Genomic DNA, 12,236 nt, shown 5'->3' with positions numbered 1-12,236 from the left:
ACAGCCGCTGAGCGGGGCCGACTCCGGTCAGACGATCATCGAAGTAGGCGCCGAGCGCGGCCGGCTCCGGTCGGGCACCGAGACAGGCGCCGAGCCCGGCTGGGGAAAGGTCAGGCGACGTCGAGATAGGCGCTGGGCGGGGCCGACTCCAGCCAGGCGACGAACCCGGTGAGGGCCCGGTACCCCATGGCGAGCTCGAAGGCGTCCTGCCCGTTGCGGCACTCGATCGCCGTCACGCCCTCGATGAACCCGAAGAACTCCCCGGACCCGACCCGGCGACGCCCGGAAACGACAAGGCCGCGCCTCACGATGACGTGGCGCGGCCTTGGGAGCAAGCCTATGAGCGGGATCCAGTTGAGGTGGCCGTCGGCGTAGCGGGCCACACCGACCCGCCAGCCTCGCTCCTTCGACAGGGAGCGCAGGCAACAGAGCACCGATCCCCGGGAGCGGGTCAGTATCAGGACCCGCAGTCCCAGGAGGGCGACGAGCAGCCCCAGCACGATGAGAACATCCACCACCATGTCTGCTCGCCCCCCAAAAGCGCGTACAGCCTAAGAAGCAGAATTTATCCGACTTCTTCCCCGGCCGCGCGCAACCGGGCCCTGGCGCGCTTGGCCTCGGCGGCCGCGTCCGCGTCCTCCTGGTCGGACTCGACCGAGGCCTGAGCCCGCTCCAGCGCGCTCTTCGCGCGGGCGACGTCGACCTCGGAGCCCAGCTCGGCCAGCTCGGCGAGGATCGACACCTCGTCGTCGGCCACCGAGAGGAATCCTCCGTGGACGGCGGCGACGAGGTCGGACTCACCGCCGCCTCGCTTGATCTTCAGCAGACCGCCCTCGACGAGAACGCCGAGCACGGGCGCGTGCTTAGGCATGATACCGATCTCGCCGTCGACGGTCTTGGCAATCACCATGTCGGCCTCACCGGACCAGATCTCACGCTCCGGGGAGACGACGCCTACTCGCAGCTTCGCCACTTTCTCTCCAGTTCCTTATCGAACCAGGCGCCGGTACGGCCGCGTGACCGTACCGGCGCCGAAGGCGACTAGCGGGCGAGTTCCTTGGCCTTGGCCACGGCCTGGTCGATGCCGCCGACCATGAAGAACGCCTGCTCGGGCAGGTGGTCGTAGTCGCCGGCGCACAGGCCCTTGAACGAGGCGATGGTCTCGTCCAGCGGGACGTTCTCACCGGGCTGGCCGGTGAAGGCCTCGGCGGCGTACATCGGGTGCGACAGGAAGCGCTCGATGCGACGGGCCCGGTTGACGGTGACCTTGTCCTCTTCCGAGAGCTCGTCGATACCGAGGATCGCGATGATGTCCTGCAGCTCCTTGTACTTCTGCAGGATCCGCTTGGTCTCCTGGGCCACGCGGTAGTGCTCCTCGCCGACGATCAGCGGGTCGAGGATCCGCGAGGTGGAGTCGAGCGGGTCCACCGCGGGGTAGATGCCCTTCTCCGAGATCGGCCGCGACAGAACGGTCTGCGCGTCGAGGTGCGCGAACGCGTTGTGCGGGGCCGGGTCGGTGATGTCGTCCGCGGGGACGTAGATCGCCTGCATGGAGGTGATCGAGTGACCGCGGGTCGAGGTGATGCGCTCCTGGAGGACACCCATCTCGTCGGCCAGGGTCGGCTGGTAACCCACCGCGGACGGCATACGGCCGAGCAGGGTGGACACCTCGGAACCGGCCTGGGTGAACCGGAAGATGTTGTCGATGAACAGCAGCACGTCCTGCTTCTGGACGTCGCGGAAGTACTCCGCCATGGTGAGCGCGGAGAGCGCGACGCGCAGACGGGTGCCCGGGGGCTCGTCCATCTGGCCGAAGACGAGGGCGGTGTCCTTGAGGACGTTCGCCTCCTCCATCTCCAGCCAGAGGTCGTTGCCCTCACGGGTGCGCTCGCCGACGCCGGCGAACACCGAGGTGCCACCGAAGTTGCGGGCGACCCGGCGGATCATCTCCTGGATCAGGACGGTCTTGCCCACGCCCGCGCCGCCGAACAGGCCGATCTTGCCGCCCTGCACGTACGGGGTGAGCAGGTCGATGACCTTGATGCCGGTGGTCAGCATCTCGGTGCGCGACTCGAGGGTGTCGAAGGCGGGCGACGGGCGGTGGATGCCCCAGCGCTCGTTGATCTGGAGCGAGGAGGTCTCGACGTCCAGCGACTCGCCGAGGGTGCTCCACACGTGGCCCTTGACGACGTCGCCGACGGGGACCGAGATGGCCGCGCCGGTGTCGGTCACCGGGGCGCCACGGGTGAGGCCGTCGGTGGGCTGCATGGAGATCGCGCGGACGAGGTTGTCACCCAGGTGCTGGGCGACCTCCAGGGTGAGGACCTTGGCCTCGCCCTGCAGCTCGACGTCCACCTTGAGGGCGTTGTAGATCTCGGGCATCGCCTCGACGGGGAACTCCACGTCGACGACGGGACCGGTGACCCGCGCGACGCGGCCCACGCCGGTCTCAACAGTCTGTGCAGTCATTTCACTCTTTCCCCGCTGCGGAGTCAGCCAGCGCGTTCGCGCCGCCGACGATCTCGCTGATTTCCTGGGTGATCTCGGCCTGGCGGACCTGGTTCATCTGCTGGGTGAACACGCGGATGAGCTCGTTGGCGTTGTCGGTGGCCGACTTCATGGCCCGGCGGCGCGAGGCTTCCTCGGAGGCCGCCGACTGGAGCAGCGCGGTGAAGATGCGCGACTCCACGTAACGCGGCAGCAGCGAGTCGAGGACCTCGCCCGCGGTGGGCTCGAACTCGAAGTACGGCAGCGGCGTGTCGGACGGGTCCTCGGCGGTCTCCTCGACCTCCAGCGGAAGGATCCGCTTGACCACGACCTCCTGCGTCAGCATCGAGACGAACTCGGTGGAGACGATGTGGATCTCGTCCACCCCGTCCTCGGCCGAGAAGGCCTCGATGAGCGTGCCGGCGATCTTCTTGGCGTCGGAGTAGGCGGGCTTACGGGAGAACCCCGTCCACTGCCCGCCCATCTCACGGTTGCGGAAGGTGTGCCAGGCGACGCCCTTGCGGCCCGTCACGAAGGCCACGGGCTCGACGCCCCTGCCCCTGAGCAGGCTGCCGAGCGCCTCCGCCTCACGCAGGATGTTGGCGTTGAAGCCGCCGCAGAAACCGCTGTCGCTGGTGACGATCAGGACGGCGGCCCTGGCGGGCTGCTCCTTGGCCACCGTCAGCGGGTGGTCGGCGGTGGAGGTGTTGCTGACCACGCCCGTGACCGCGCGAGTGATCTCGCGCTCGTACGGCACGGCGGCCTGCATCCGCTGCTGCGCCTTGACGATGCGGGACGAGGCGATGAGCTCCTGGGCGCGGGTGATCTTCGCCGTGGACTTGACCGACTTGATCCGCCGCCGCAGCAGTCTTAGCTGGGCACCCATCGGCTACTTCTTCTCTGCCGTGCGGACTCGCTTCGTGATCTTCTCCTGGCCGACCTCGCCCTCGCCGAGCGCGGCGACCGGCTCGTCGTTGACCAGGTACTCACCGGAGGAGGTCTCGAAGCTCTTCTTGAACTCGGTGATGGCGTCCTTGAGGGCGGTCACCGCGTCGTCGGGCAGCTGGCGGGTCTCGCGGATGCCGTCGAAGATGCCCTTGTGCTCACGGCCCAGGTAGTCGAGGAACTCCGTCTCGAAGCGGCGGATGTCCTCGACCGGGACGTCGTCGAGCTCGCCGGTCGTGCCGGCCCAGACCGAGACGACCTGCTTCTCGACCGGGAACGGGCTGTACTGGGCCTGCTTGAGCAGCTCGACCAGGCGCTGGCCGCGCTCCAGCTGGGCACGGGAGGCCGCGTCCAGGTCGGAGGCGAAGGAGGCGAACGCCTCCAGGTCACGGAACTGCGACAGCGACAGGCGCAGCGTGCCGGCGACCTGCTTCATCGCCTTGATCTGCGCGGAGCCGCCGACTCGGGAGACGGAGACACCGACGTTGATGGCCGGACGCACACCCGCGTTGAACAGGTCGGTCTCGAGGAAGCACTGGCCGTCGGTGATGGAGATGACGTTGGTGGGGATGAACGCCGAGACGTCGTTGCCCTTCGTCTCGATGATCGGCAGACCGGTCATCGAGCCGGAACCCATGTCCTTGGACAGCTTCGCGCAGCGCTCCAGGAGACGGGAGTGCAAGTAGAAGACGTCGCCGGGGAACGCCTCACGGCCCGGCGGACGGCGCAGCAGCAGGGAGACGGCGCGGTAGGCGTCGGCCTGCTTGGTCAGGTCGTCGAAGACGATGAGGACGTGCTTGCCCTGGTACATCCAGTGCTGGCCGATGGCCGAGCCGGTGTAGGGCGCGAGGTACTTGTAACCGGCCGGGTCGGACGCCGGAGCGGCGACGATGGTGGTGTACTCCATCGCGCCCGCCTCCTCGAGGCGGCCCTTGACCTGGGCGATCGTGGAACCCTTCTGGCCGACCGCGACGTAGACGCAGAGAACCTGCTTCTCGGGGTCGCCGGAGAGCCAGTTCTCCCGCTGGTTGAGGATGGTGTCCACGGCGACGGCGGTCTTGCCCGTGCCACGGTCACCGATGATCAGCTGGCGCTGGCCGCGGCCGATCGGCGTCATGGCGTCGACCGCCTTGAGACCGGTCTGCAGCGGCTCCTTCACCGGCTGGCGCTGGACCACCGAGGGGGCCTGGAGTTCGAGGGCGCGCAGGCTCTCGGACTCGATCGCGCCCTTGCCGTCCAGGGGGACGCCCAGCGGGTCGACCACTCGGCCGAGGAAGCCGTCGCCGACCGGCACGGACAGGACCTCGCCCGTCCGGCGGACCGACTGGCCCTCCTCGATCTTGCTGAAGTCGCCCAGAACAACGACACCGATCTCCCGGACGTCCAGGTTCAGTGCCAGGCCACGCGTGCCGTCCTCGAACTCAAGCAGCTCGTTCGCCATCGCCGAGGGAAGGCCGGAGACATGGGCGATACCGTCGCCGCAGTCGACGACGGTCCCGATCTCCTCGCGCGCGGCACCTTCCGGCTCGTACGCCTGGACGAAGCGCTCAAGTGCGTCCCGGATCTCGTCCGGCCGGATCGTAAGCTCCGCCATCTCTCTTCAGTCTCCCTATTCGCCTAGCCGGCCAACCGGCGGCGGACTTCTTCGATTCGTCCCGCGATGGTGGTGTCGATGAGATCGTCCCCGATGTGGACCGAGAACCCTCCCAGCACCCGCGGATCCACCTCGACGTTCAGATGAACGTCGCGGCCGTACGAGGTGCGCAGCCACGTGGCGAGACGCTGCTTCTGCTCCTCTGAAAGCACGACGGCGCTGCGCACCACCGCGACGAGGCGCTGCCGCTGGGCGGCGACCAGCTTGCCGAACTCCTCGAGCCCACCGTCCAGGCTACGTCCTCTCGGATGCAGCACGAGCTGGGTGATCAGGCGCAGGGTGGTGGGGGCGACCTTCTCGGCCAGGAGGGAGCTCAGCAGCTCCCGCTTGGCCGCCTCGGGGGCCGCCGGCGCCGTCAGGGTCCGGTGCAGCTCCAGGTTCGAGGCGGTGATGCGCCCGAACCGGAACAGCTCGTCCTCGACGTCGTCGAGCCTGCTCTGCGCCTCCGCCTCGGCCGAGGCCGCGACGACGCCGAGGCGCTCCAGGGAGTCGGCCAGGTCGCCCGACCGCGCCCACTTCGCTGACACGGCCGCGGCGACCGTCTCCAGCGCGGCGTCGCTGATCTTGCCCTCCAGCAGCACCCGGACGATCTGCGCCTTCTGGGCCGCGGGCCGTGCCGGGTCGGAGAGGTTGCGACGGAGCCCGTGTTCGTGGTCGAACAGGGCGGCGACCGAGAAAAGCTCGTCGGCCAGCGTGCCGAGGTCCGCGCTTCCCGCGACGGCGTTGAAGCGCTCTTCGACCTCGGCCAGCGAGGCCCTGCTCAGGCCCCTCATCAGCCGCTCACCGACACTCGCGCGTCACGCCTGGTTCGCCGTGTCATCAGCGGACCGCCGCGTTGCTCGACTCGAGCTCCTCGAGGAACCTGTCGACGGTACGGCGCTGGCGCGCCTCGTCCTCCAGGGACTCGCCGACGATGCGGCCGGCGAGCTCGATCGACAGGCGGCCGAGCTCCGTGCGGAGCTGGGCGAACGCCTGCTGGCGGTCGGCCTCGATCTGCAGGTGCGCGGCCTCGACCAGGCGGCGGGCCTCGGCCTGAGCCTCCTCGCGGAGCTCGGCCTTGATCTGCGCGCCCTGCTCACGGGCCTCCTCACGCAGCCGCGAGGCTTCGTGACGGGCTTCGGAGAGCTGGTCCTTGTACTGCTTGAGCAGCGCCTGGGCCTCGGCCTGCGCGTCCTCGGCTCGCTTGATGCCGCCTTCGATCGCATCGGTCCGCTCGACCAGGGTCTTCTGGATACGCGGGGTGAGGATCTTACCGACGACGAAAAGGACGACGAAGAAGGCGAAGCCGCCGACGACAAGCTCGTAGGTGTGCGGGATGAGGGGGTTAGCCCCCTCCTCCGCCGCCAGGAGCGAAGCTGCCTGAATCATTTGTGCAGCCTTCCGTCAGAGGTTTTCCTGCGTCTTACTGACCGAACATGAACGGCGCGACAAGACCGATGAGGGCCAGCGCCTCGGTGAGGACGAAGCCGAGCAGCATGTTCTGGCGGATCAGGCCGTAGGCCTCGGGCTGGCGGGCGATGGCCTGCACACCCTGACCGAAGATGATGCCGACGCCGATGCCGGGGCCGATGGCGGCGAGGCCGTAGCCGATGGAACCGAGGGAGCCGGTGACCTCAGCGAGGATTCCCATTGCCATGGTGTTGTGTTTCCTTTACAGGTCGGCCGGTGAAGGCTCACCGGTCTGGATATTCGAGGGAGGTCTGTGCGTCTAGTGGTCGGCGTGGAGCGAGTTGCCGATGTACATCGCGGCGAGCATCGCGAAGAGGAACGCCTGCAGGAACTGGATGAACATCTCGAAGCCCGTCATCGCGATCGTCATGATCACGCCGATCACGCCGAGCGGGGCGCCCAGCGGGGTGAGCTTCTCGAAGAGGAACCAGAAGCCGACGAGGCTGAAGAAGGCCAGGATGATGTGGCCGGCGAACATGTTGGCGAACAGTCGCACCGCGTGCGTGAAGGGCGCGATGATCATGTTGGACAGGAACTCGATCGGGGCCAGCAGCACGTAGATCGGCTTGGGCAACCCCGGAGGGAACATCATGTTCTTGAAGTAGCCGAGCGCGCCCTGGTGCTTGACACCGAGGTAGATCTTCAGGATGTAGACACTGAGGGCGAGCACGATCGGGAAGGCGATGTGCGAGGCGACCGGGAACTGCACGACCGGGATGACGCCCATCAGGTTCCAGACCCAGACCATGAAGAACATGCTGAGCAACAGGCCCATCCACCGGTCGGCGTCCTTGCCGAGGAACGGCCGGGCGACCTGGTCGCGGACGAACATGTAGCCGATCTCACCGATGTTCTGCACGCCCCTCGGCACCAGCTTCGGGCTGCCGAAGGCCGACCAGCAGAAGCCGATGACGATGATCGTGCTCAGCAGGGCCAGCAGCACCGGCTTCGTGAACCAGGCGACGCCCGAGATGATCGGGGCGGCGTCGAAGAGTTCGAGTCCCGGAGGCGTGAACTCGTCCCCGGGAGCGAGGAGCGTCAGCGTGCTCACGCGGCGTTCCCTTCAGCGTGGTAGTTGATCGAAATTGCTTCGTCAGCGAAGCGACCGCCGCCGAAGGCTAGCGACCGTACTTCCGGTAGACCAGGTAGACGGATAGAGCGACCCCGAGAATTAATCCGATCGGGGTGAAGGCGACCACGCCAGTCCACTTGGACAGCAACCAGCCCGCACCGCCGTACAGGATCATCCCGGAGAGGAGATAGCTGGGGATCGACCAGGCGGCGCTGGCGAAGTCGCGGCCGTCGTCTTCGGGCCGGATTTTCTTTTCGCTCATCGCGGGCATGACGATAGCAGTCGCGGTGAGGACTAGTCATATCGGGCAGGGTCGTGGCCGCCAGCGAGATGATACGCCTCATCGCGGATCGCCCTGACCTGGAATCCGGGCATCGGGGTCGACGTAGAGCATTTTGAGTTTCATGAAGCCGCGCATCTCGCCGACCGTCCAGGCGATCGTGCAGGCGATGGCCGCCCACCCGAAGGCCTTGGGCTCGAACGCGGTGGCGTCCTCGAAGGCCTTGAGCAGAGCCATGATCACGAGAATCTTCACCGCGTAGCTGAGCACCGCGGCGGTCATCATCATCATGGGCGACACGCGGCTCGCGTACGAGACGGCCACGATGCCGAGGGTGAAGAAGGCGGTGACGATCACGGTCCCGATCGCGGCACCGAACGCTCCCTTGGCTCCGGCCAGCAACGCCGCGACGAGGATCACGACCAGCCCCACCAGCACCGTGGGTATCGCAGCCCCCTTCAGAAGGCGCACGTCGTTGGCGAGCATCGGCACTCCAAGTGACTGTTATCAAGCGAGCGATTGCTACCTTGCAGGTCTAGGCAGGTTCACCGTCTGCTAGTGAAAGCTATCACAAGCTCAAGGAAGAGCGCCTTTACCTGCCGTTTCAAGTAAACGATCAAGGGGCTGGCGAAAGCGCCTCAAAGGGGCGTCTCAGGGTTTGAGAAACCCTGCCGGGGAGCGCTGAGTGACAGGTCGGGCCGCACCGGAAGCGCGGCCGTGTCGTCGCCGGTGGTGGCGATCGGACGGTGACCGGGCGCCTCCGAGGGGTACGGATGGGGCCTGACCCGGCCCGGCGGCTGCTCCCCCGGCCGCGCGTGCCGTCCCGGACCCTCCGCGGGACCCGCGGGACCCGCGGGAGCGATGGGAGCCGCGGGGTCGAGCCCCCCGCGCCCCTCGGTTTCCCCGCGTCCCCCGGGCCCGCGCCCCTCGCTCCCGCCGAGGTCGCGGCGGGCGCGCCAGCGGGGCAGCGCCATCATCACCAGCACGCCGATGGCGAGCAGCACGGTCAGCGGGAACAGGACGAGCGGGACGCCCTCGATGGACAGCGCCACGACCGCGAAGGCGAACAGGAAGGTCCACGCGTACATGATCATGACGCTGCGGCGGTGCGAGTGGCCGATGTCCAGCAGGCGGTGGTGCAGGTGCCCCCGGTCGGGCGAGAACGGCGACAGGCCGTTGGACGTGCGCCGGATCACCGCCATGATCAGGTCCAGCAGCGGGAGCACCAGGATCGCGACCGGCACCAGGAGGGGAAGGATCACGGGGAAGCCGTTGATGCTGCCGGAGTCGAGCGGGGTGACCAGGATCATCGTGGAGGCGAGGACCAGGCCGATGAGCATCGCCCCCGTGTCGCCCATGAAGATCTTCGCCGGGTGGAAGTTGTGCGGCAGGAAGCCCAGGCAGATCCCGATGAGCACCGAGGCGATGACCGCCGTCGCGTTGATGCTGGTGTTGCCGAAGTCCTTCGACAGGGCCACCGAGTACGTCCACGTGGCCATCGCGGCGATGCCCACGATCCCCGCGGCCAGCCCGTCGAGCCCGTCGACGAAGTTGACCGCGTTGATCATGACGACCACGATCAGGATCGTGATCAGCGGGCTCAGCGTCGAGTCGAGGGTGGTCTGCCCGCCCAGCGCGGTCGGCAGCGGGAGCCACGGCAGGCTCACCCCGAAGGCGACGAGCACGCCCGCGGCGCCGACCTGCCCGGCGAGCTTGACGAGGGCGTCCATCCCTAGCCAGTCGTCGAGGAAGCCGGTCAGCGTGATCAGGCCGCCCGCGGCGATCAGCGCGATCACGGTCTTCCCCTGGCCCTCGGCCGCCAGCTTGCCCCCGGCGTAGGGCAGCTCGGCGGCGATCAGCAGGCCGGCGACGAGACCGCCGTACATCGCCAGGCCACCGAGCCTGGGTGTGGGCGTGGTGTGCACGTCACGGTCGCGGACCTCGGGCATGGCGCCGATGCGGACGGCGAAGACGCGGATCAGCGGCACCAGCAGATACGTCACCGCGGCCGCGACGAGCGCCATCAGTAGATATTCGCGCACGGAACCAGTTTCGCGGATAGTCCGGCCACCTGTGACCGGAAAACGACACAGAACAGCTCATAGTTCGCTGGGATATATCCGGTGGGCTCCCGTCAGCACCGTGACGCGCTTCCGTATCTCGTCCGTGGCGTCGGGGTCGCGGATGGCCTGCGCCACCATCGAGGCCACCTCCTTCATCTCCTCGGGCCCCATTCCCTGGGTCGTGACACAGGGGGTGCCGGCCCGGATCCCGGACGTCACCGTGGGCGGCTCCGGGTCGTACGGGATCGCGTTGCGGTTCAGCGTGATCCCGGCCGCGTGGCACCGCTGCTCGGCCGTCGCGCCGGAGATCCCGACGTCGCGCAGGTCGATCAGCGCCAGGTGGCTGTCGGTGCCCCCGGAGACGGGCCGCATGCCCTCCGCGGCGAGCGCGTCGGCCAGCACCCGGGCGTTGGCCACCACCCGCCGCGCGTACTCCGCGAATTCCGGCCGCAGCGCCTCGCCGAACGCCACCGCCTTGGCCGCCACCGCGTGCATGAGCGGGCCGCCCTGCACGAACGGGAAGACCGCGCGGTCGATCCTGGGCCCCAGCTCCTTCGTGCACATGATCCCGCCGCCCCTCGGGCCGCGCAGCGCCTTGTGCGTGGTGAAGGTCACCACGTCCGCGTACGGCACCGCGGAGGGCAGCGCCCGCCCGGCCATCAGGCCGACGGTGTGCGCGACGTCGGCGAGCAGCCAGGCCCCCACCTCGTCCGCGATCCCCCGGAACGCGGCGAAGTCGATCTCCCGGGGGTAGGCGGTGGCGCCACAGATGATCATCTTGGGCTGGTGCCGCAGCGCCAGCTCCCTGACCTCGTCGTAGTCGATCAGCTCGGTGTCCCTGCGCACGCCGTACGCCACGACGTCGAACCAGCGTCCCGAGAAGTTGACCTTGGAACCGTGGGTGAGGTGGCCGCCGTGCGACAGCTCCATCGCCAGCATGGTGTCGCCCGGCTGGAGCAGGGCCGCGTAGGCCGCCAGGTTCGCCGAGGCGCCGGAGTGGGGCTGCACGTTGACGTGCTCGGCGCCGAACAGCCGCTTGGCCCGGTCGATCGCGAGCCGCTCGGCCCGGTCGACGACCTCGCACCCGGCGTAGTAACGCCTGCCGGGGTAGCCCTCGGCGTACTTGTTGGTGAGCGTCGAGCCGAGCGCGGCGAGCACGGCGGGCGAGGTGAAGTTCTCGCTCGCGATCAGCTGGACGCCCCCGCGCAGCCGGTCGAGCTCGTCGAGCAGCACGCTCGCGATCTCCGGGTCCTCGCGCTGCAGGAGACCGAAATCCGGCCCGTAGTACGGTTCTGCGCCCATGTCTCACACCCCGAAGACGACGACTCACCCCCACTGTAAGCCCGCTCTCCCCGGTTATCCCACGTCAGGGACGCGCCGGCCCCGGAGCGCGTGTCGCGGGGCGCCCTCCGGTCCCGGCTTCCCGGACGGACGCCGCCGGCCCTGGAGCGCGTGTCGCGAGGGCGACTCCCGGAGCGCGTGTCACGGAGATCGGCCCCGCAGAGCCCGTCACCGAGGTCGGCCCCGCGGAACGTGTCGCGGGGGCCGCCCCCGGAGCGCGTGCCACGGAGATCGGGCCCCGCAGAGCCCGCCACGGAGGCCGCCCCCGGAGCGCGTGCCACGGGCGTCGACCCCGGAGAGCCTGTCGCGGGAGCCGGCCCCGGAGAGTCCGCGCCGAGAGAGCGGCGCCACCCGGGGGTCACCTCACGAGAACGCGTGCGGGGCCCCGGCCTTGACCGGCACCCACCTCGGCGTGTCGGCCGCCTGGTCGCTGATCGACGTCAGGATCGCCTGCCGGTAGAGGCTCAGCCGGGTGCGCCACTCCGTCATGTCCTCGACGTAGCGGCCGGAGACGGGGGCGTCCCAGACGTCCCTGCTCCTGGCGAGCTGGTAGGCCTTGTCGAGGCTGCCGGTCAGCGTGTCGAGCACGGGGAGCACCTGCCTCCACATCATGACCAGCCGCTGGTAGTCGGGGTTGAACTCCCACGACGTGACGGCGTCCGGAGACGGCAGCCCGTTGTTGGCCGAGGCCGGCGGGGTCTCCCCCGGCTGCAGCGGCTGCGGTGCGGGTGGATCCACGAACATCACAGGCTCCTCACCCTCGCTGACACGCTCCCTGCCTCCCGCTCACTTGCCCACTCGCCGGTGCTCACGGCCTCGTGCTCACCCGCCCGCCGCGTCGTGCCCGTCCGCCCGCCGTTTCGTACCTCACCGCCCGGCACCCACCTCTTCACGCTCATGGCGCTCAAAGCACTCAAGGCGCTCACGGCCTCGCGCCCGCGTTTC

Annotated in this window: 14 protein-coding genes; all 14 read right to left on the bottom strand. The window is 68.7% G+C overall.

Translation table 11 applies throughout. The features are described from left to right. Positions 1–110: 110 nt before the first annotated feature. The 14 genes from ABT053_RS30240 to ABT053_RS30175 all read right to left on the bottom strand — a co-directional run bounded on the left by ABT053_RS30240 (position 111) and on the right by ABT053_RS30175 (position 12,035). A complete protein-coding gene (locus tag ABT053_RS30240) occupies positions 111–521 on the bottom strand; it encodes a DUF2550 domain-containing protein (protein ID WP_344744681.1) in 411 nt (136 codons plus the stop codon). A 44-nt stretch (positions 522–565) separates the two neighbouring features. Beyond that, positions 566–973: a F0F1 ATP synthase subunit epsilon gene (locus tag ABT053_RS30235; protein ID WP_350973504.1), complete on the bottom strand. Its 408-nt coding sequence runs from the start codon at positions 971–973 to the stop codon at positions 566–568. A 68-nt stretch (positions 974–1,041) separates the two neighbouring features. Beyond that, the gene (gene atpD, locus ABT053_RS30230; protein WP_350973502.1) at positions 1,042–2,469 is read right to left on the bottom strand and encodes a F0F1 ATP synthase subunit beta; all 1,428 of its coding nucleotides are present in this window, start codon (positions 2,467–2,469) and stop codon (positions 1,042–1,044) included. A 1-nt stretch (position 2,470) separates the two neighbouring features. Continuing rightward, the gene (locus tag ABT053_RS30225) at positions 2,471–3,373 is read right to left on the bottom strand and encodes a F0F1 ATP synthase subunit gamma (RefSeq protein WP_350973500.1); all 903 of its coding nucleotides are present in this window, start codon (positions 3,371–3,373) and stop codon (positions 2,471–2,473) included. Positions 3,374–3,376: 3 nt separating this feature from the next. Further along, the gene (atpA, locus tag ABT053_RS30220) at positions 3,377–5,026 is read right to left on the bottom strand and encodes a F0F1 ATP synthase subunit alpha (RefSeq protein WP_350973499.1); all 1,650 of its coding nucleotides are present in this window, start codon (positions 5,024–5,026) and stop codon (positions 3,377–3,379) included. 23 nt (positions 5,027–5,049) lie between these two features. Next, the gene (locus ABT053_RS30215; protein ID WP_350973497.1) at positions 5,050–5,859 is read right to left on the bottom strand and encodes a F0F1 ATP synthase subunit delta; all 810 of its coding nucleotides are present in this window, start codon (positions 5,857–5,859) and stop codon (positions 5,050–5,052) included. A 46-nt stretch (positions 5,860–5,905) separates the two neighbouring features. Continuing rightward, on the bottom strand, positions 5,906–6,454 hold the full coding sequence (locus ABT053_RS30210; protein WP_350973495.1) for a F0F1 ATP synthase subunit B: 549 nt from the start codon (positions 6,452–6,454) through the stop codon (positions 5,906–5,908). Between the two features lie 34 nt (positions 6,455–6,488). Continuing rightward, a complete protein-coding gene (gene atpE / locus ABT053_RS30205) occupies positions 6,489–6,716 on the bottom strand; it encodes an ATP synthase F0 subunit C (RefSeq protein ID WP_030906562.1) in 228 nt (75 codons plus the stop codon). A gap of 78 nt (positions 6,717–6,794) precedes the next feature. Beyond that, positions 6,795–7,586 (bottom strand): F0F1 ATP synthase subunit A, encoded by a 792-nt coding sequence (atpB, locus tag ABT053_RS30200; protein ID WP_350973494.1) that lies wholly within the window; start codon positions 7,584–7,586, stop codon positions 6,795–6,797. A 67-nt stretch (positions 7,587–7,653) separates the two neighbouring features. Continuing rightward, complete coding sequence (locus tag ABT053_RS30195; RefSeq protein ID WP_350973492.1) at positions 7,654–7,869, bottom strand: AtpZ/AtpI family protein; 216 nt, start codon at positions 7,867–7,869, stop codon at positions 7,654–7,656. Positions 7,870–7,947: 78 nt separating this feature from the next. After that, positions 7,948–8,373 carry a Cg1360 family ATP-synthase-associated protein gene (locus tag ABT053_RS30190; protein ID WP_350973490.1) on the bottom strand — a complete coding sequence of 142 codons (426 nt, stop codon included), beginning with the start codon at positions 8,371–8,373 and terminating at the stop codon, positions 7,948–7,950. Between the two features lie 152 nt (positions 8,374–8,525). Next, entirely contained in the window at positions 8,526–9,929 is a 1,404-nt protein-coding gene (locus ABT053_RS30185) for a glycosyltransferase family 4 protein (RefSeq protein ID WP_350973488.1), read from the bottom strand. 57 nt (positions 9,930–9,986) lie between these two features. Next, entirely contained in the window at positions 9,987–11,252 is a 1,266-nt protein-coding gene (gene glyA, locus ABT053_RS30180) for a serine hydroxymethyltransferase (RefSeq protein WP_350973487.1), read from the bottom strand. A gap of 402 nt (positions 11,253–11,654) precedes the next feature. Beyond that, on the bottom strand, positions 11,655–12,035 hold the full coding sequence (locus ABT053_RS30175) for a hypothetical protein (RefSeq protein ID WP_344744667.1): 381 nt from the start codon (positions 12,033–12,035) through the stop codon (positions 11,655–11,657). Positions 12,036–12,236 lie beyond the last annotated feature (201 nt).

Source organism: Streptosporangium sp. NPDC002524 (assembly GCF_040295985.1).
Lineage (GTDB): Bacteria > Actinomycetota > Actinomycetes > Streptosporangiales > Streptosporangiaceae > Streptosporangium.
Note: the sequence above shows the minus strand (reverse complement) of the source record. Positions and strands in the feature narration are given on the sequence as shown.

Bases quoted from the DNA above. Each gene is read 5' to 3' on its own strand.
- ABT053_RS30195 (WP_350973492.1), bottom strand. From the start codon at position 7,869: ATGAGCGAAAAGAAAATCCGGCCCGAAGACGACGGCCGCGACTTCGCC.
- atpD (WP_350973502.1), bottom strand. From the start codon at position 2,469: ATGACTGCACAGACTGTTGAGACCGGCGTGGGCCGCGTCGCGCGGGTC.
- ABT053_RS30215 (WP_350973497.1), bottom strand. From the start codon at position 5,859: ATGAGGGGCCTGAGCAGGGCCTCGCTGGCCGAGGTCGAAGAGCGCTTC.
- ABT053_RS30210 (WP_350973495.1), bottom strand. From the start codon at position 6,454: ATGATTCAGGCAGCTTCGCTCCTGGCGGCGGAGGAGGGGGCTAACCCC.
- atpE (WP_030906562.1), bottom strand. From the start codon at position 6,716: ATGGGAATCCTCGCTGAGGTCACCGGCTCCCTCGGTTCCATCGGCTAC.
- glyA (WP_350973487.1), bottom strand. From the start codon at position 11,252: ATGGGCGCAGAACCGTACTACGGGCCGGATTTCGGTCTCCTGCAGCGC.
- ABT053_RS30240 (WP_344744681.1), bottom strand. From the start codon at position 521: ATGGTGGTGGATGTTCTCATCGTGCTGGGGCTGCTCGTCGCCCTCCTG.
- atpA (WP_350973499.1), bottom strand. From the start codon at position 5,026: ATGGCGGAGCTTACGATCCGGCCGGACGAGATCCGGGACGCACTTGAG.
- ABT053_RS30190 (WP_350973490.1), bottom strand. From the start codon at position 8,373: ATGCTCGCCAACGACGTGCGCCTTCTGAAGGGGGCTGCGATACCCACG.
- ABT053_RS30175 (WP_344744667.1), bottom strand. From the start codon at position 12,035: ATGTTCGTGGATCCACCCGCACCGCAGCCGCTGCAGCCGGGGGAGACC.
- ABT053_RS30225 (WP_350973500.1), bottom strand. From the start codon at position 3,373: ATGGGTGCCCAGCTAAGACTGCTGCGGCGGCGGATCAAGTCGGTCAAG.